Origin of the sequence: uncultured Treponema sp., assembly GCF_946187725.1 — a bacterium.
Lineage (GTDB): Bacteria > Spirochaetota > Spirochaetia > Treponematales > Treponemataceae > Treponema_D.
The window spans coordinates 17240-36930 of record NZ_CAMHSK010000030.1; the positions used below are offsets into that span (position 1 = coordinate 17240).

Genomic DNA, 19691 nt, shown 5'->3' on the forward strand with positions numbered 1-19691 from the left:
TTTTACCATTCTATGCAAAGCGTGTTTTTAAGAAGGAAATTATGCCGTACAGAGTTCCAACTGTGAATCTGTCATGGCCTGTCTGATTTTACTCAGGGCTTTTATTTCTGTCTGGCGGATTGTTTCTGCGGAAACACCTAGGGAAGTTCCAAGTTCACGGAGAGTCGGAGCATGAACCTTTCCTTCGAGATTGTATCTTCCGGCGAGAACATAACGCTCTTTTTCAGAAAGCTGGGCAACCATCTCTTTAATGTTGCTTTTTGCGATTTCAATGAAAAATCTTCTTTCTGGTTCATAAGTCATGTCCGGAATCAGGTCGCCGATTGTGAGGCTGCCATCATCACCGCATTCGATATCGAGGCTGGTGCAGGTGTACTTGCAGCAGAGCGCATCTTTCAGCTCCTTTGTCGTGATTCCGAGTTTTTTTGCAGTTTCTGATTTTGACGATTCACTTTCGTTAAGCTGTGCGTATTCGCTCTGAATATTAGAGAACCGTCGCAGGACTTCCTCTTTTCGTTGCGGAATTGAAATGATGCTTGTTTTATTGTGAAGATATCTGAGGATATACTGCAAAATCCATGGATATGCGTAGGTTGAAAATCTAGTGTTATATTTTGCAGAAAATTTTTCTGCCGCTGCCATGAGACCAAGGTTTCCTTCCTGAATTAAATCCATGATTGAGACCTTATATGTTTTCTTCAGTTTGTTTGCAACGCTGACAACAAGGCGAAGATTTGAATTTACGAGCTGATTGACCGCGTTTTTGTCACCAGCCGCTATTTTTTCTGCAATCTGCCTTTCCGTGTCTGATTCCAGAAGAGGATATTTTTGAATTTGATTTAAATACAATTCATACATATTCATAAAAACTCCCGAAAGACTTCCGTGTCTTTCATAAAAGATTAAGCAAGTTCCGTGCCAACTTTTAAGGAAATCTGAAAAAATATGAAAGTGATTGTGCTAAATCATTGTATTACAAGAAGATAATTTGAGAATAAATTGAAATTAATCTGAAGTGTGAAAAAGTTGTATGCGTGCAAAAAATTATACACAGACGACTAAGCGTATAAAAAAATGCACAGTTTTGACGAAAATGCCCGCATCGTATACTTTTTTATAAAAATTATAACGCACGGTTTTACAAATTCAAGATTTTTGATAAAATAGCTCAATTTTAGGAGATTTTAATATGTATGTAACCTGTTTGGATATGGAAGGCGTTCTTGTTCCTGAAATCTGGATTGCTTTTGCTGAAGAAAGCGGCATCCCGGAACTTAAACGCACCACCCGCGATGAACCTGATTATGATAAACTCATGCAGTTTCGAATCAATATATTGAAGGAACATGGACTTACCCTCAAAGACATTCAGAATACAATTGCAAGAATCGATCCGCTGCCTGGTGCAAAAGAATTTTTGGACAAGCTGCGCGCAAAATGTCAGACAATCATTCTGAGTGATACTTTTGAGGAATTCGCCGCTCCTCTCATGAAAAAACTCGGAATGCCAACCATTTTCTGTAATTCGCTCGAGATTGACGAAAATGGCTTCATCGTGCGCCACAAAATGCGCTGTGAAAAGTCAAAGCTCACGACCGTCAAAGCCTTGCAGTCAATCGGATTTGAGACAATTGCTTCTGGTGACAGCTTCAATGACTTGGGCATGATTCAGGCAAGCAAAGCCGGATTCCTGTTCCGCACAACCGACAAAATCAAAGCTGACTTCCCGAACATTCCTGCTTTCACAGAGTTTGATGAGCTTTACGAGGCTATCTGCGCTGTAATTGACGCCTAAGCAAGTTTTACCCCTAGAAAATTTTGTTTTTTCCTTCATCAGAATTTGCGAAATTTGATAAACAGGGGTAAAATATTTGCTATGGATAGCAGAAAAGATTTCCGACGCACAATTCTCGTTGTAGATGACGAAGCTGTAAACCGCGAGATGCTTTCTAGTATTCTCTCGCAGGAATATAATGTCCTTTCTGTCGAAAACGGAAAGGAAGCTCTTGCATTTATTCGTAAGCGCAAAGGGAAGATATCATTAATCCTTCTCGATCTTCTTATGCCGGAAGCTAACGGTTATGAAGTTATGGAAGCCGTTAAAAAGAATCCCGAATTTGCCCGAATTCCGATTATCGTGCTTACGAGCGAAAAGGCGGCTGAAGTAAAAAGCCTTCAGATGGGAGCGTCTGACTTTTTGACCAAGCCCTATGACTCTCCCGAAGTCATTCTTGCTCGTGTAAGGCATTCAATTGCTCTTGCAGAGGATTTTCGGCTGATTCAATCCACTGAACGCGATTTCCTGACCAAACTTTACAACAAAGAGTTCTTCTACGAATATGCTACCCAGTTAAAAGAACTTAATCCAAATTCTGTGATGGACTCAATTGTCCTCAACCTTACGAGTTTTCACCTTATCAACGAAATTTATGGCCTTAGTTTCGGAAACATCATCCTTCAGACTGTTGCCGATGGTATAATCCAGCTGGCCGAAGAATCGAATGGCATAGGCGGCCGCTACAGCGCTGACGGTTTCTTCCTTTATATGGAGCACCGTGACAACTACGGCCTTCTGCTTGAGCATTTGGAAAGCTATCTTTCTGAAATCCTTAAAGAAACAGAAGTTCATGTCAGGATGGGTATTTGCCCCGGAACATTCCTGTCTGTTTCCATTCAGCAGAGTTTTGACCGTGCGCTTTATGCCTGTAACATGCTTCGTGACAAGTTTACTTCCGCGTTCTTGGTATACGATGAACAAATTCATGATGAGGAAGTAAAAAAAGCCCGTCTTCTCAGTGATTTTGCAAATGCTGTCGAAAAAAGGCAGTTCCATGTTTTTTATCAGCCGAAATACTATATTCAGGGCGAAAAGCCTGTTCTTTCCAGTTTTGAGGCCCTTGTCCGATGGACGCATCCTAAATTCGGTATGATGAGTCCGACTTCATTCATCTCGCAGTTTGAGAAAAACGGTCTCATTCAGAAACTCGATAAATATGTCTGGAAAGAAGTCGCTGAGCAGATGCGCAAATGGAAGGAAATTTTTGGAACAACCATTCCTGTTTCAGTGAATGTTTCGCGGGTCGATTTGCATGATCCCAAAATCGTTGAATATCTTCTTCAAATTACAAAAGACAATGACATCGAGCCGGAGCAGTTTTTGCTCGAAATCACGGAATCTGCATACCTTGCGGACAACAGCATTCTCGTGGGCACGGTGAACAAAATGCGTGAGGCTGGCTTCAAGGTCGAAATGGATGACTTTGGTTCAGGCTATTCAAGTCTGAGCATGCTTGCCACTCTTCCAATCGATGCCATTAAAATCGACATCGGCTTTATTCGAAAGATTATTTACGATAAAAAAACTATGTATCTTGTCAATGTCATTCTTGAAATCGCCAAGCAGTTCAAGATTCCGTGCATTGCAGAAGGTGTTGAAACCAAAGAACAGCTTGATTTGCTCAAAGATGCCGGTTGCGATATCGTACAGGGCTACTACTTCTCAAAACCGATTCCTGCCGATGAGGTCATTGAACTTCGCAGAAATGGTTTGAAGCGGGAACTATAAAAAGGTTTTGCAATTTTTTCTATTTCCTCTTGCTCAAAATGACAAAAAATGTTATTTTGTCATAATAAAATTGAACTTCATTATTAGGAGAATAGATTATGAGAAGAGTAGTTGTTACTGGATTGGGTTGTATTTCACCTTTGGGAAATTCTGTCGATGCAACTTGGGCTGGAATCAAAGCCGGAAAGAGCGGAATCAACACAATCACACACTATGACAATGCAAATTTCAAGGTAAAGTATGCCGCTGAAGTAAAAGATTTCAAGGCTTCTGACTATATGGATTCTTCTGCTGCACGCAAAATGGCTTTGTACACACAGTATGCTGTTGCTGCCGCAAAAATGGCTCTCGAAGATTCAAAATTGATTGGAAATGCAGAGGTTCTTGAAGATGCCGCTGTTTATCTCGGTGTCGGTATCGGTGGTCTCGAAGTTACAGAAAGCACAATGAAGGCATACTTTGATTCAAATCAGACTCGTATGTCTCCAATGACAATCCCTATGCTCATTCCAAATGAGGGAGCTGGTAACATCTCTATGGCATTCGGCTTGCACGGTGCTACACACACTGTTGCAACTGCTTGCGCTTCTGGTACAGACGCTATCGGTAACGCTTTTGACCAGGTCCGCTCTGGCCGCTACGATGTAGTTCTTGCCGGCGGTGCTGAGTCAACTCAGTGTGGTTACGCAAACTTGGGATTCTCAATGCTCCACGCTCTTTCTAGTGGTTATGCTGATGACCCGACAAAAGCAAGCCGCCCGTTCGACAAAAAACGCGACGGATTCGTAATGGGCGAGGGCTCAACAATTCTCATTCTTGAAGAGTATGAGCACGCAAAAGCACGCGGTGCAAAAATCTACGCTGAGGTTGCAGGATACGGTGCTTCTTCAGACGGATACCACCTCACGGCTCCAAACCCGGACGGAGTTTGCGGCGCAAAATGTATGACTATTGCAATGAAAGACGCTGGCGTTAAACCAGAGGAAGTCACATACTACAATGCTCACGGAACTTCAACAAAATTGAACGATTCCGGCGAGACAAAAATGCTCCACATCGCATTCGGCGATGCAGCTCCAAAATTGCACATTTCTTCTACAAAATCAATGACAGGTCACTGCCTTGGAAACGCAGGTTCTCTTGAGGCTATGATTTGTGTTAAAGCAATTCAGGATTCTTACATCCCGGCTACAATCAACCTTGACGAAGTTGACGTTGAGGGCGGCTGTGACTTGGACTACACTCCAAACAAAGGCCTTGATATGCCAGTAAACGTTGCAATGAGCGCAAACTTCGGCTTCGGCGGCCACAACGGCTGTCTCGTATTCAAAAAAGTTCAGTAATAAGTAGACGCAGATGTACGCAGATACACGCGGATACTTTATCTGTGTTCATCTGTGTTTATCTGCGTCAAACTTTTAGAGGAGAAAATTATGGAAGCATTTACAGATATTGAATCACTTTTGCCACATCGCAAACCTTTCTTGTTTGTGGACTCAATTGATTCTTACGATGAAAACGGATGTGTTTGTCACCGCACTTTTACTGAAGAGGATTTCTTCTTCAAGGGTCACTTCCCTGAGTATCCTGTCGTTCCTGGCGTTATTTTGATTGAGACAATGGCACAGGGCGGCGGTGCTGCATTGAGCTTGCAGAAAAAGTTCGACGAAGGAAGCCTCTTCTTCCTCGCAACCGTAAACAACGTAAAGTTCAAGCATCAGGTTCGCCCGGGCGACAAAGTCCGCATGGAAGTAACCAACAAGCGCTGTACCAAAAACATGGTAGTCCAGAGCGGAAAAGCCTTCGTCGGCGAGACATTATGCGCTCAAGCGGAATGGATGTGTCTTGTGGGAAAAGGCAATTAATCAGCTTGGAAGAATGAGGGATTGAAAGGGGGAGAGAAACCTTCGTCTGAAGGTGTTCGCTTCCCCTTTTTGCATTGAGGTTTCGCTTTTTTTTCTATATAATTCTCTCCACGATATGCGACGATTCCTGCTTTCGCTTTCAGTTTTTTTTCTTTGTTTTTCATTGTTTGCCTTTGATGCCGGTGAGGTAAAGGTTTTTACGCTTGAGAATGGACTTCGGGTTTATTTCCTTGAAGATCCGAATTCGCCTGTGGTTCGTGCGGAACTATGTGTAAATGCAGGCTTTACTTGTCAAAATCCGAAGAATGCTGGCTTTTTCAATCTTTATGCGAGGCTTTTGGGCGGTGAGATTTCGAATGATGCCGTGCGTTTTGTTTCGACGGTTGCTCCTGCGGCTGCTGAAAAGGCTGTGCTGAATCTGAGCGAAAAACTCAAAACTCTCAGACCGACTGACGCGGAACTGAACTTGATTCTGCGGACGATGAATGCTGAATTTTCTGAGTATTCGGCGAGCGCGGCGGGATTCATAAATACGGCGATTGATTCTAAAATTTTCCCCTTAAATCCCTGGTCTCGTGAAAGCGGCGTGAATCCGGCCGAATTCAAGTCAAAGACAAAGGAAACTGTCCGCACGATTCTGCAGGAAATTTCTGAAAATTATTATGTTCCGTCAAACTGTACGGTTTTTATCAACGGAAACATTTCTGAATCCGCTTCACTCACAATCATAAAGAAGTATTTCGGTGTCTTTTCGGCGGGGAAAACGGCTCATAAACAGACCGATTTTGACAGAAATCTTTATGAGCAGCTGCTTTCGGCAAAAAATGACGGAAAAATTGCAAAGGGACGGAAATTCGTTCTTTCGCACAAGGAATTTTCTGATGAGATGACGCAAATCGTCGTTCAGTATACGAATCTTTCGCCGGATGAGTCAGACTGCCTTTCGGCTACCTGGAACCGTGAAGGTTCGGCTTTCAAAAAATTGCTCTTAAAGCAGCGGAATCTTAAAATCCTTGGCGATGAATACATTGATGTCGCTTCGGCTCAAGAAAAAAACTCTTCAAGGCTCATCATTCAGTCACTTTTGGGAACGGCGAAGGTTTCTCCGATTGTGCAGGCGAATCTGTTTCTTTCGATGTCGCGCGATGAAGATGTTTTTTCGAAAAAAGAGCTGCAAAAATCACTCAAAGAGGCAAGGACCGGCTTTACCCGGCTTTCAGAAAGTTCTTCGGCTCTGTTTGAGCAGTTTTCTCATTACATTCTTACACCTCGTGATGACAGCGATGCCGTTTCTGGATTCTTCGGTAAAAATGAGCGCCTTTCTTCTATAAATATGGAGATTTTGAAGGAGAAAATTGACGGCGAAGAGCCTTTTGTTTTTATCCTGGTGAACGAAAATGTCTTTCAAAAATACGCTGCGGAATTCAAGCGGGCGGGATTCGTTCAAATAAGTGCGAAAGAGAGTGCATGGTACAATCAGGGCGTTTACAAAAATCTGTTAAAAAATGATGAAAAAAAATCGGCACAGAATAAGAATCTTCTTGAAGATATTGCGGGTTCTGCTTCACGATTCATTTCGAATAATCTCGCTGAATTTTCTTCATTCACGCTCAAGAATGGAATTCCTGTTACGCTCAAAAAGAGCGAATCTTCTTCAACGGCGGTGCTTTCGCTTACGATTGCGGGCGGCGAGCTTCTTTTTACCGACAAAGTTCCGGGGCTTGCTTCCGTTCTGAGCGATTCAATTGCGGTTAACATCAACCGTCAGCTTGATTTGTTCGCGGAAAACGGTGCGATTTCGGGATTTTATGAAGTTGGTGCAAGGACGCTTTCAACCCATTCGATTATTACAGTTACATGTCTTTCAAAGGAAATTGATTTTGCGGTTCAGGCGGCGTATTCGGCCCTTGTTTATTGTGATATTTCTCCTGCTGTTGCTGACGGCGTGACTTACGATGAGAGGACTCAATGGCGGCTCAAAACAGGCAGCACCGAATTTCAGCTTTTGTGCGAGGCCGTAAGGATTTTGTACGATGGCACGGATTATCCAAAACTTTATCGTGACGGAGAGGATAAACCTTCTTCAAAACTTGATTTTACGAAAATTCTTGAGGCATATCCGATTTTGCTTGATTCGACGAGAATTTCACTTGTTTTTTCGGGCGGAATCAAAGATGACGAAAAATTGCATAAAACTTTGGACACGACCTTTGCTCTTTTGGGAAGCATTGATGAAACCCGTTCTACTGATTTGCGCGTTTCCATGCCTGACTTTTCCAAACTTTCTTCTTCTGAAAAGCGTATTTCGCTCAAGCATCTTTTTTTGACCGACATTTCAAAAGATAAGGCAGGACCACGGCCAGCTGTTTTGATTCCGACCACAAAATTTTTTGACCCGCTGCTTTACTGTCTTTCATCGCCGGATTTGGATTCAACTGATTTGGCTTTGTTCGATGCGATTTTAATTGAGCTTGCTTCACGAATGGAGTCAAAATTAGCGAAAAAATATCCTGAATCGAAAGTGAAGGCTGTTCTGCCTGACAATGATTTGCCGTTTGCCCGAATCGTTGTGACGAGCGTGGAGCATACGGCGGAAGTTGATTCGATTTACGCTGAGTGCATTGCCTCAATCAAGCGTGACATTTCCGCAAAAATTGAGCTTCAGACTGAAGGCGTGATTGACCTTGAAAAATCTGATTTGCTCGCACGGCTTGAGAACAACTGGCTCATGGCGGTGATTTCCGGGGCTGGAAGTCAGGGGGGCACGGCAAGGCTCATTCAGAGCGGTGAAGTGCAGAAAAATCCGCGGCTGTATCTTCATCAGTATGAGGCTGTTTCAAAGGCGAATCCTGAGGATTATTTTATGATTGCGACAAGTTATTTTGATGAAAAGGCCCCGCTCAGACTTTACAGCAAGGACAGCAAAAAATGATGCCTTCCTTAATATGAAGTAAAGCGTTGTGGCAGAATATTTTTACAGGAGAAGCTTAATGAAAATCTTGGTGTCTGGTTTGGTGAATGTTGAGACTTCGGCTAAAGTCCGCGGATTCCCAATAAATTATTATCCGATTGATTATCCATTTTTTGGTCTTGCGATGAATGTCGGTGGCGTGGGATTCAATGTGAGCCGTGCCTTAAAAACTTTGGGCGATGAAGTGAATTTCGTTTCTTTTACAGGTGATGATTTGCCTGCCCAAATAATAGAAGAAACCTTCAAAAAAGATGCGATTGAGACAAAAAGCATTCAGAAAGATTTGAAGCAGACTCCGCAGAGCGTGGTTCTGTACGATGACAGCGGAAAGCGGCAGATTTACTGTGATTTAAAGGATATTCAGGACATGCGCCTGGATTGTGAGCGTCTAAAAAACGAAATAAACACTGCTGATGCCGTAGTTTGCTGCAACATCAATTTTAACCGTACCCTCTTGCATGAGGCCAAAAAAGCCGGAAAACTGATTGCCACCGATGTTCATGTTCTTTCAAACATAAATGACGAATACAACCGTGAATTCCTTGAAAATGCGGATATTGTGTTTTTGAGTGATGAATCGCTGCCCTGTGAGCCGAACGAATTTCTTTCTTCCCTCAAGGCGCGTTACAATATGAAAATCATCGTTTTGGGGCAAGGCTCAAAGGGCGCGACTTTGTATGAACGGCAGACTGATAAAATCGCGCATTTTGAGTGCGTGCCGTGCAAGAATGTCGTGAATACGGTCGGGGCAGGGGATGCGCTTTTTTCAAGTTTCGTGCATTTTTATGTAAAAGGATTTTCCGCAGAAAAGGCCCTTCGTTACGCACAGACCTTTGCTAGCTGCAAGATTGAGCATAACGGAGCCTCGGTCGGATTTTTGAGCGAAGAGGAGCTGAAAAAGCAGATCAGCGAGTAAGCTGTCAAAAAGGCTTGTCACGCTTGTAAGGAACCCGTCAAAACTTCATCCATAAGAATGTCGTGCTCTTCGGTTGGGAGCTCTTCTACAAGCTGGCAGGGAAGGCATATGCCGCAGAGGTTCGGCTTTATTCCTGCCTGTCTGAGTCTGTTTATGTAAATGTCGTAAAATCCCTTGCCGTGTCCGAGTCGTTTTCCGCCTTTTGTGAATGCGACTCCCGGAACTATTACAAAGGGGAAAGTCTCAACCTGTAGCGGTTCAGGCACAGCCTTCACCGAGACTCGCTCAAAAACTGCCTCGCAGGTTTTGCCCCTGTCGGGTCGTTCCCTACCCGCAACGCCCCAGACTAACTTTTCTAGACCAACTTTCGGTTCTCGTATTCCAAAAACTCCTGTTTCCAGTTGTTCGTCTAAGATTTTTGCGTCGCACTGCGAGAATGACGAAGGTGGATTCAATAGGTAAAAATCCATCGTGCTTTTGCCTTGTTTCATTGCTTCTGAATCGACTTTTGGAACGGCGACTTTTTTTTGCTTTTTGAGTGCGTCCAGAATGATTGGCGTGCAGTCGGCTTCGAGCGTGTCTGGAATGTATGCCAGAACCAAATCGGCATTTTGGTATTCGGGAAGGGAGGTGACTTTTTTGCACAAATTTTCTGCAAGCAATTGCTTTTCTTTTTCTGTGAGGCTTTCGAGAAAATCTTTTTGCATCTGTCGCATTTTTTTTCGCAATTGCTTTTTTAAATCAGAAATCATTATGCAATTTTAGCAAAAGTGTGTTAAAATGAAAAGGAAACAGTTTAAATCAGTGAGCCGAATGTTTGTTGTCCGTTAATGCCGCCCCGCTATGGAGCGCCGAAGTAGCCGCAAGGCTATGAGCGTTAGCGAAGCGCGGAACAGCGGCAGCGAGAAAATTTGGCGCAAAAATTAAAGAGGTACTAAATGCTCAATGTAAACAACAATGCTTCCATTCTGAAGCAGGAAATCCTTGTCAAAATTGCAAAACTTCAACTTGAAGGAAAGCTCGAGGATGGCGTTCACTACATTCCAAGAGAAATGGTTCCAAAGGGAAGTCAGCCGGTCGGTTGCTGTATTGCCCATGACCGAGAAATCGTGAGGGAGCGCGTAATTGCCCGCATGGGATTCTCTGTCGAAAACTACGATGAAGAAAAAAGCCTTGCAGAACACGCAAAAGAGGCCTTGAACCGCGAAAAACCGACCTGGCCAATCCTTACTTTCATCAATGACGCTTGTAACGGCTGTGCAAAAACACGATTCCTTCCTACAAACGCATGTCAGGCTTGTCTTGCACGCCCATGTCAAGTCAACTGTCCTAAACAGGCAATCGAAGTCTACGACCACCGCGCACACATCGACCAGGAAAAATGTATCAAATGCGGCCTCTGTGCTCAGAACTGTCCGTATCATGCAATCGTAAAAATCCCGATTCCGTGTGAAGAAGCATGTCCTGTCGGCGCAATTACCCGTAACGAAGAAACTGGCCACGAACAGATTGATTATGACAAATGTATTTTCTGCGGAAAGTGCATGAGTTCTTGTCCTTTCGGTGCCGTAATGGAAAAATCTCAGCTCGTTGATGTAATCAAGCACATCATGGCTGGTAAAAAAGTTGTCGCAATGTATGCTCCTGCAATCGGTGCGCAGTTCAAGGGCGCAAAAGTCGGTCAGCTTGAAGGTGCATTGCTCAAGGCTGGATTCAGTCGCGTTTGGGAAGTCGCAATCGGTGCGGACATCACGGCTGATAAAGAAGCTGCTGAATTTGTTGAGCGCATGGAACGCGGTGACAAAATGATGACAACAAGCTGTTGTCCGGCTTATGTTCGTGCTGTTCAGATTCATGCTCCTGAGCTCAAAGAATGTATTTCAGAGACAAAATCTCCAATGATTTACACTGCTGAGCTTGCAAAAAAAGCTGATCCTGGCTGTATCACTGTATTTGTCGGTCCGTGTCTTGCTAAAAAACGCGAAGGATTTGACAATGATTTGGTAGATTATGTTCTTTCTGTCGAGGAAGTCAGCGCACTTCTTACTGCAAAAGAAATCGATGTCACAAAGATGGAAGCAAAAACCGCAAACTATAACCCGACTGTTTCAGCACGCAATTTTGCGAAGACTGGTGGCGTTGCAGAGAGCGTTAAAATCCGTCTCAAGGATGCTTCTATTCTCCGTCCTGTTGTCATCAATGGTCTCGACAAAGCAGGCGTTAAGGCTCTTCAGAATTACGGCAAAATTAACGCTGGAACAGTTCCTGCACCTGCTGACTGCCCGAACCTTATCGAAGTCATGGCTTGTGAGGGCGGATGTATTGCAGGTCCTTCTGTAATCATGAATCCGAAGACTGGAACTGTGCTTCTCAATATGTATGCAAATGCTGGTTCAAAAGAACTTGTTGACGGAATTCCGCCGGTTTGCAATATGGATGAAGTAATAAAAGGTGAAGAAAAATAAAAAAAATTAAATATTTTTTTGTTTTTCCTATTGACACTTTTTTTGTTCTGCTATAATATATATTTCATCACGCGGGGATGGTGGAATTGGTAGACACGCTAGCTTGAGGTGCTAGTGGCGCAAGCTGTGCCTGTTCAAGTCAGGTTCTCCGCAATGTTTTTGAGGCTTCCCAAAAGGGAAGCCTCAGTTTTTTTAGGAAGTTGTTTGATTCATTGTGAGGTTCTAGCGGTGCAAGCTGTGCCGCCCGAAGCCTAGCTTCGGACGAGACTCGTATGTTCATCTCAGGTTGGGTTAAAAATGATTGCTGTATTTGTTAATTGTGCTACGATTCTTGCCGGATGTATTGTCGGGCTTTTGTTTTCAAAGAAAATTCCACAGAAAGTGACGGATTCGATTCAGCTTGCGTGCGGCCTTGTTTCGTTCATTATGGGCGTGCAAATGGCCTTTAAATATCAGAATGTCGTGTATCTTGCCCTGGCATTGATTTTGGGCGGAATTGTTGGAACTCTTTTGGACATAGACGGTAAAATCCTCGCTTTCGGAAAATTCCTGGAAAGGGTGTTCATGAAGAAAGGGGGCGTTACGGGGGATTCCCCCGTAGAGAGGGTAGCGACCAACGAAGTGGGCGCGCAGGGGGAGACTTCCCCCTCTAAGGCTGAATCTTTCACAAATGGTCGGCCTCAGAAGAACTTCGCATATGCTTTTTTGAATGCTTCGGTGCTTTTTTGCGTTGGTGCCATGGCGATTGTTGGCAGTTTCAAAGCGGGAATTGAGCATGATTATTCTATTATATTCCTGAAATCCATTTTGGACGGCTTTATTTCCATTGGGTTTGCGGTCGCGATGGGTGTGGGAACTGCATTTTCTGTGATTGCGATTTTTGTTTATCAGGGCGCGCTTACCTTGCTTTCTGTCCTGATTGCGCCTTATGTGAGCGAGCAGATGATTTCGGAGCTGACCGGTTCGGGGGGCGCTTTGATTATTCTTATCGGAATCAACCTTATGGGCTTGAAAAAGGTGAAGACGGCCAATTATCTTCCGGCGGTGCTTTTCAGCGTGATTTTTGTTTTGTGCGAGCCGTTTGTGAAGGGGATTTTTCATTTATAAAATTCCGGGGTAAAATTCTCGGAAAAATCCAAAAAACTACTTGATTTTTAATATAAAAAACAAAATTTTAACTTGATTTACTTTTGCCACTCATCTATACTAGATGCATAATTATAATCCCTTATGCCACAGGAGGAAAAAATGGCAAAAGTAGAGCTTAAAGGCGTTACAAAAGTGTATGACGGCAATGTTCTTGCTGTCGAGAAATCAAATGTAACAATCGAAGACCGCGAATTCTGTGTATTCGTAGGTCCATCTGGCTGCGGTAAATCAACAACTCTCCGCATGGTTGCTGGTCTTGAAGACATCACTGACGGTGAACTTCTCATCGACGGTGAGCTTATGAACGATGTTCCGCCAAAAGACCGAAACATCGCAATGGTATTCCAGAACTATGCTCTCTATCCGCACATGACCGTATTTGACAACATGGCATTCGGTCTCAAAATCCGCAAAGAACCAAAAATCGAAATTCAGCGCAAAGTCGAAGAAGCTGCAAAAATGCTCGACCTTACTCAGTACCTTGACCGCAAACCAAAGGCACTTTCTGGTGGTCAGCGTCAGCGTGTTGCTGTTGGTCGTGCTATTGTCCGCTCACCAAAAGTATTCTTGTTCGACGAGCCTCTTTCTAACCTTGATGCTAAACTCCGCGTTACTATGCGTGGTGAAATCGCTTCTCTCCATCACCGCTTGCAGGCAACAATGATTTATGTAACTCATGACCAGGTTGAAGCTATGACTATGGGTACAAAAATCGTCGTTATGTCTGAAAAACGAATCCAGCAGATTGGTGAGCCATTGTATCTTTACAACCACCCAATCAACAAATTCGTTGCAGGCTTCATTGGTACACCGCCGATGAACTTCTTCAAAATCAAAATTGAAGAGAAAGACGGAAAAGTAATCGCTAACGAAGGCGCATTCACTCTCGTTCCAACAGAAGAGCAGCAGAAGCACCTCAAAGCATATGTCGGAAAAGAAGTTACATTCGGTATCCGCCCAGAAGACTTGCAGTATCAGGCTGTTCCTTCTTCAGAGAACAACATGCAGGTTAAAGTTACAAACAAAGAACCTCTCGGTGCAGAGACTCATGTATTCGTTCAGGTTAAGGACGCAAACATCGTAGCAAAAGTTGCTCCGGAAGTTGTTGTTCAGCTTGGCGACACCATCAACTTCGCACCAGATATGACTCGTGCAAAATTCTTCGATCTCGAAACAGAAATCAACATCTGTGAACCAGAGATTGAGAAAAAATGGTAGGACTTTGTTCTAAGTAAATAGTTCCCCTCAGTCAGATTGCTTGGCTGAGGGGATTTTTTTTGCTTGCAGCGGGATTAATTCACCACGATATCATCGATAATTTTTCCAAAAATAATTCGACATCGCCATCTAGTAAATTTAAGAATTCTGATTTCAATTTTTCGATTTTTTGTTTTTGTTCGACACTTGCTTCGGTTTTATTTTTGAACAGGATATACGGTTCGATATTCAACGCATTCGCAATCTTTTCAATAAAGGAAATGGACGGAAATCGCTTTTTTGTTTCAATTTGCCCGATGTATGCCGTATCCGTGTCACACATTTCTGCAAGTTTTTCCTGAGTAATATGCTTTTCCTTTCTTGTGGCTTTAAGGTTGCTAACAAATATATCTTGTAAATCCATAAAATATATTCTAATTGCTAATAAAATTTGCGTTATTCGCTTTTGCTGATAAAATAAACTTAAAATATTAGCGATAGGCTAATATTGTGGAAGGGAGGTGATTATCATGAAGAGAATGGCTTTTACCTTGCTGGTGTTTTGTCTTTCAGGTCTTGCATTTTCAAAATCTGCGCCTGTGCCTGAGTGGGTGCAGAATCACAAAAAAGTCTATCTGAGTTCTGAATATCTTGCGCAGAGGGGGAGGGTGGAACTACTGCAGTCTCTCCTACCCACCTCCATGTGGGGTTTACTCCAAAATAGAAGACGACCACCTTGTCGCCCTCTTGTGAAAGCAATTTGCGCAAAAAATCCCTATGTATCCATTTGAGTTAGACTGCTTTTTATCCTTGCGCTCTGTGTACTCTGTGAGGGATTTTTGATAGAATCATTCTATGAAGAAAAATTCTGTCGTAATTTACAAAAATCAGCCGGCTCTTGTGGGGGAGCGGGATGGCGATAAATTTCTTGTTAACTGGTGTGTAAGCCGGGCAACTGCTTCTGGTAAAAAAGCTGTTTATGCGAGTCAGAAAGTCCGTGAAAAAGATGTTTTTTTGCTTTGTGAGGGCGAGGCGTCTTCTCTGGACGCGGTTCTTGATTATTATGAATCGGTCATGGCTGAATCGTCATCTTTCAAAAATCAGATTGCTGAAACGCATGAACTTTTGTTGAGTGAAGGTGAAAGTGCTTTTGTTGAGCAGAGTTTTTCTGAACTTGCAGGATTGATTTGTGGTGAACTAAAGGCTGATGAAAGTTGGGGCATTTATTCTGCTTTGAAGGCTTCTTTTGAGTTTGAGGAAGTTTTGCATGACGGGGAGATTTTTTTTATTCCTCGTACTCCTGAAAAAATCAGCGAGCTAAAAAACAAGGCTTTTGAGAAAGAGCATGCGGATGAATTGCGTGCTGCCTTTATCGACCGTCTAAAAAATAAAAATCTTTTGCCGGAAGATTCCAAGTATATGGGCGATGTTGAGGCTCTTGCGCTCGGTACCACAGACAAAAGCAAAACGATGAAGGATGCTGGATTTAAGGAAAGTCCTGAAAAAGCTCATAAACTTCTTCTGGATACAAAAATCTGGGATATTACGCGAAATCCTTATCCGGTTCGTCTTGGATTGAGTGCAAAAAGTGCTTCTGTTTCTCTCGGAAAGCCTAATGATGAAGGTCGTGTTCGGATTCCGGGAGTCTCTTATGCAATCGACAGTGAGTGGTCGACTGACCCGGATGATGCGATTGCCTTTGACGGTGAGTATTTGTGGGTTCATATTGCGGATCCAGCCTGTTATGTAGAGCCTGATTCTGAGATTGACAGAGTTGCGCGCGGACGAGGTGCCACTTTGTATATTCCAGAAGGTGCGGCACGAATGCTTTCTGAAGATTGTCTTGAAGATTATGCTTTGGGACTCCGTGAAGAGAGTCGTGCCCTGAGTTTTAAAATCAAGCTTGGTGAGAATGGCGAATTGGAAGATTGTGATGTTTTGCGCACAATTGTTGATGTAAAGCGTCTCACTTATGAAAAAGCTGATGAATTGAAGGAGACTCCTGAATTAAAGCCGCTTTTTGAGATTGCCCGCCGGAATTTTGAACGAAGGTGTAAGGCTGGTGCTGTGAACATTAATATTCCTGAGGTACATATTTCTGTGGACCCAGAAACAAAAGAAGTTGTTTTTGAGTCTGTTCCTCACCCTGAAAGCACGGATGTTGTTCGCGAAGCTATGGTATTAGCTGGTGAAGGGGCGGCAAAATTTGCTTTTAAGAATAATATTCCTTTTCCTTTCATTTCACAGGATGTTCCGGAAATCCCTAAAGATATTCCCGAAGGTCTTGCCGGGCAGTTCCGTTTGCGTAAATGTATGCGTAAGCGAAATGTGAATGTTACGCCCTCAAGTCATGCAGGTCTTGGTGTCGGAATGTATTCTCAGGTCACATCGCCTCTTCGCCGATACGGGGATTTGCTTGGTCATGAACAGCTTCGTGCTTTTCTGAAGGGAGAAAAACTTCTGGACAAAGACACAATGCTGATTCGTATGAGTGAAGGTGATGCCGCGATGCAGGCTTCGAAAAAAGCCGAGCGTAACAGTCGTACTCACTGGACTTTGGTGTATCTTTTGCAGCATCCTGACTGGCAGGGGGAAGCAATCTGTGTTGATAAGCAGCCGGGGCGTGCTTTGTACTTTATTCCGAATTTTGGAATGGAGACCGTGATTGGCGGAGAAAGTCCTGTTGATTTGAATGAAAAAGTAACTCTAAAAGTTGGAAAAATTGATTTGCCGAATCTTGAAGTAGTTTTTTCAATTGTTTGAGTTTCATGCGGCGCGCTGGGGCTGGGGAGATAAAATTCCCGCTATTGACTGAACGGTCAGTTTTGGGATATAATCATTTCTACCTTAATCGGGCCATTAGCTCAGCGGTTAGAGCAGAGGACTCATAATCCTTTGGTCCTTGGTTCAAATCTAGAGACCAATCAAGATTTAACACTTCGGGATAGGTGCTAAATCTATATAATACAAGCATTTACTAATTAATCTGACCTTCAGGTTATTAAAAATGTTAAGCGAATATCAAGTGCTTAACATAACAACTTGGAGGCTTAGATGGATTTAAATTATCACATCTTCAAAAAATCAACTAAATCAAAGAACAAGACAGTACACAAGTGGTATTACTATTGGAATGATCCTGTTTCGGGCGTAATGCATCAGAAAGTCTGCAAAGGATGTAAGACTCAGGCGGAGGCATATGCATTTGTTTCTGCCCTGCCACCGTTATTCGTGGAAGAGAAAATCACGATAGCGAAGATTGCCGAATGGATGTATATTCCCGGTGGTCAGCACATGGAGCGGATGGAGAAACTGGGAAAAACTCTTACACCGGAAACACTCCGTTCAAAACGATTTATGCTTAATATTTTTGTGGAAGAATTTGGAGAACTGGAATTATCAAAGCTTACGATTCCAATGATTATAGATTTCCTTTCCGAGGATTATCATTTAGGCAGCTGGAAAAACAATTTCCTTACTGTGGTAAGTGAAGTTTACGCGGAAGCTCCATTTCATGATTTGCCATATATTCCGGTTCCACTGTTTCCAAAATTTCGCCGTAATAGCCGAAAGAAAGATATTTTTTCAACAGAAGAACTGAACATTTTGTTCAACGAAAGCCTTTGGATGGATATGAGTCGTAATCATTACTCAAAACATCCTCAGTTTGATGAAGGTCATAAAGCCATATATCTTATGTTCTTGTGCTGTGCAAAATGCGGGCTTCGTATCAGCGAAGGAATTGCAATTCAGGCTCGGGAATTTCTGTTCGATGAAGGAATCCTGGTTATTGATGGATTTTACAAATCAAATCAGCTGTACCGGACAAATTACAACAAATGCGGTTCTGAGGATGATAAAAAGCTTCGTGTCGCTCCTCTACCGGAAGACTTTGCTCAGATTATGCGAAATTACATTTTGCAAAACAATCTAAGTGAAAACGATTACGTTTTTATGCGTTACGGAAAGCCAATTCGTAAATGGCTGGCCGAGGAATGGTTCAGACGTATTCTTGGCATGTCAGGTATCAATGCAGAAAACAGGATACTTACTCCACATTCTTTGCGTTATACATACATTACCCGTATGCGTCGCGAGGTTGCTGGAGAAACAGTTCAGAAAATTGCAGGACACAATAGCCTTGCCATGACGGACCATTATACACGTGCAGCAATTCCTGAAATGGTTGAGGCAGTAAAGCCAGCCATGGAAGCGGCTAACAGGTTGTTTGAGTAGAAAAAGAGGTAAAAATGAGCGATAATATATATATGACAACAGAAAGATTGGATTCACTTAGGAAAATTGGCGAAACCGTATCCGTAGAATTTAAGCGTTGCGGTGGTAACATTGAACATGATGTTTATGAAACTGTATGTTCATTTTCAAATCGTTTTGGCGGTGATATTTTCTTAGGAATCCTTGATGATGGAACTGTGAATGGTGTTCCAGAAAAAGCAGCTCCAGAAATGATAAAAAACTTTATAAGTGTTCTTGCAAATCCTTCTTTATTTTCTCCAACTCTCTGTATTGATGCAGAAATTATGGGGTATGAAGGAAAAACTATTATTCACATATATGTTCCAGTTTCTGGTGAAGTTGTCAGCTACAAAAATGTAATTTACAACCGGACAAATGATTCTGATGTAAAAGTAACCTCTACAACTGATATAGCCCAAATGTATATTAGGAAGCAGGAAATTTTTACTGAAAGAAAAGTCTTTCCTTATGTCAAACTTGAAGATATACGGATTGATTTGCTACCACTTGTAAGAACAATGGCAAAAAATAATTCTGCTGGAAGTCATCCGTGGGAAAAACTAAGTGATGAGGAACTTTTAAAAAGTGCCGGCCTGTATACAGTAGACCGACTGACGGGTGAAAAAGGTTTTAATTTTGCAGCCGTAATGTTACTTGGAAAAGATGAAGTTATTCATGATGTTGCCCCGACCTATTCAACAGATGCCTTGCTAAGAAAAGTGAATGTAGACCGATATGATGACAGGCTTATTGTTGAAACAAATCTGATTGAAAGTTACGATCGGCTTTTTGAATTTGCAACAAAACATCTCTTAGATAAGTTTTATTTGGAAGATGGGAAAGTACGTATTTCCCTCAGAAATATTCTTGCCCGTGAAATGATTGTGAATACGCTCATGCACCGGGAATTTTCAAGTGGCTATCAGGCAAAGTTCATCATCGAAAGAGACAAAATGTATGTAGAAAACGCAAATCGAGCAAGAAAAGATGGACTTATAACTCCGGAAAACTTAGAACCTTATGCAAAAAATCCATTGATTGCATCTTTTTTTAGAAACATAGGATATTCAGATAAACTCGGCTCTGGCGTAAGGAAACTGTTTAATTATTCACACAAATATTCTGGTGGAAATCCAGAATTTTCAGAAGGAGATGTCTTTAGAATTACAGTTCCGCTGAATGATGATTTTTCTTGGGATGCAGGCAATATTCCTAACGCTAATGAAATATCCCCAGCTAATATCCCTAGCTCTAATGAAATATCCCCAGCTAATATCCCTAGCTCTAATGAAATATCCCCAGCTAA

At 42.6% G+C, this 19691-nt stretch carries 15 protein-coding genes and 1 tRNA gene; 13 read left to right on the forward strand and 3 right to left on the reverse strand.

Annotated elements, in window-relative coordinates:
- Window positions 1-39 precede the first annotated feature (39 nt).
- Window positions 40-864, reverse strand: coding sequence for a sigma-70 family RNA polymerase sigma factor (locus tag Q0Q74_RS10500; protein ID WP_294430640.1), 825 nt, complete (start codon window positions 862-864; stop codon window positions 40-42).
- Between the two features lie 325 nt (window positions 865-1189).
- On the opposite strand from Q0Q74_RS10500, the gene thrH reads away from it, so the two are divergent.
- The 6 genes from thrH (at window position 1190) to Q0Q74_RS10530 (ending at window position 9317) form a co-directional block, all read left to right on the forward strand.
- Window positions 1190-1795 carry a bifunctional phosphoserine phosphatase/homoserine phosphotransferase ThrH gene (gene thrH / locus Q0Q74_RS10505; protein ID WP_294430641.1) on the forward strand — a complete coding sequence of 202 codons (606 nt, stop codon included), beginning with the start codon at window positions 1190-1192 and terminating at the stop codon, window positions 1793-1795.
- Window positions 1796-1876: 81 nt separating this feature from the next.
- The gene (locus tag Q0Q74_RS10510) at window positions 1877-3565 is read left to right on the forward strand and encodes an EAL domain-containing protein (protein WP_294430642.1); all 1689 of its coding nucleotides are present in this window, start codon (window positions 1877-1879) and stop codon (window positions 3563-3565) included.
- Window positions 3566-3663: 98 nt separating this feature from the next.
- Entirely contained in the window at window positions 3664-4908 is a 1245-nt protein-coding gene (gene fabF / locus Q0Q74_RS10515) for a beta-ketoacyl-ACP synthase II (protein ID WP_294430643.1), read from the forward strand.
- Between the two features lie 90 nt (window positions 4909-4998).
- Window positions 4999-5430: a 3-hydroxyacyl-ACP dehydratase FabZ gene (gene fabZ, locus Q0Q74_RS10520; protein WP_294430647.1), complete on the forward strand. Its 432-nt coding sequence runs from the start codon at window positions 4999-5001 to the stop codon at window positions 5428-5430.
- Window positions 5431-5545: 115 nt separating this feature from the next.
- A complete protein-coding gene (locus tag Q0Q74_RS10525; protein WP_294430648.1) occupies window positions 5546-8362 on the forward strand; it encodes an insulinase family protein in 2817 nt (938 codons plus the stop codon).
- 58 nt (window positions 8363-8420) lie between these two features.
- Window positions 8421-9317, forward strand: coding sequence for a carbohydrate kinase family protein (locus Q0Q74_RS10530; RefSeq protein WP_294430649.1), 897 nt, complete (start codon window positions 8421-8423; stop codon window positions 9315-9317).
- Between the two features lie 17 nt (window positions 9318-9334).
- Here Q0Q74_RS10530 and Q0Q74_RS10535 read toward each other — a convergent pair whose 3' ends face one another.
- Window positions 9335-10069 carry a 5-formyltetrahydrofolate cyclo-ligase gene (locus Q0Q74_RS10535; protein WP_294430650.1) on the reverse strand — a complete coding sequence of 245 codons (735 nt, stop codon included), beginning with the start codon at window positions 10067-10069 and terminating at the stop codon, window positions 9335-9337.
- A 186-nt stretch (window positions 10070-10255) separates the two neighbouring features.
- Between Q0Q74_RS10535 and Q0Q74_RS10540 the strand changes: the two genes are divergently transcribed.
- The 4 genes from Q0Q74_RS10540 to Q0Q74_RS10555 all read left to right on the forward strand — a co-directional run bounded on the left by Q0Q74_RS10540 (window position 10256) and on the right by Q0Q74_RS10555 (window position 14149).
- Window positions 10256-11782: a monomeric [FeFe] hydrogenase gene (locus tag Q0Q74_RS10540; protein WP_294430653.1), complete on the forward strand. Its 1527-nt coding sequence runs from the start codon at window positions 10256-10258 to the stop codon at window positions 11780-11782.
- Window positions 11783-11853: 71 nt separating this feature from the next.
- Window positions 11854-11935 (forward strand) — tRNA-Leu (locus tag Q0Q74_RS10545).
- Window positions 11936-12079: 144 nt separating this feature from the next.
- Entirely contained in the window at window positions 12080-12889 is an 810-nt protein-coding gene (locus tag Q0Q74_RS10550; RefSeq protein WP_294430656.1) for a DUF554 domain-containing protein, read from the forward strand.
- A gap of 141 nt (window positions 12890-13030) precedes the next feature.
- Window positions 13031-14149, forward strand: coding sequence for an ABC transporter ATP-binding protein (locus Q0Q74_RS10555; RefSeq protein WP_294430658.1), 1119 nt, complete (start codon window positions 13031-13033; stop codon window positions 14147-14149).
- 79 nt (window positions 14150-14228) lie between these two features.
- On the opposite strand, the gene Q0Q74_RS10560 is transcribed toward Q0Q74_RS10555, so the two are convergent.
- Window positions 14229-14552, reverse strand: coding sequence for a helix-turn-helix transcriptional regulator (locus Q0Q74_RS10560; protein ID WP_294430660.1), 324 nt, complete (start codon window positions 14550-14552; stop codon window positions 14229-14231).
- Between the two features lie 431 nt (window positions 14553-14983).
- On the opposite strand from Q0Q74_RS10560, the gene Q0Q74_RS10565 reads away from it, so the two are divergent.
- From Q0Q74_RS10565 to Q0Q74_RS10575, 3 genes are all read left to right on the forward strand, one after another.
- On the forward strand, window positions 14984-16891 hold the full coding sequence (locus tag Q0Q74_RS10565) for an RNB domain-containing ribonuclease (RefSeq protein ID WP_294430663.1): 1908 nt from the start codon (window positions 14984-14986) through the stop codon (window positions 16889-16891).
- A gap of 291 nt (window positions 16892-17182) precedes the next feature.
- On the forward strand, window positions 17183-18364 hold the full coding sequence (locus Q0Q74_RS10570) for a site-specific integrase (protein ID WP_294430664.1): 1182 nt from the start codon (window positions 17183-17185) through the stop codon (window positions 18362-18364).
- A 32-nt stretch (window positions 18365-18396) separates the two neighbouring features.
- On the forward strand, window positions 18397-19691 hold a 1295-nt coding region (locus Q0Q74_RS10575; RefSeq protein ID WP_294430665.1), incomplete at its 3' end, for an RNA-binding domain-containing protein.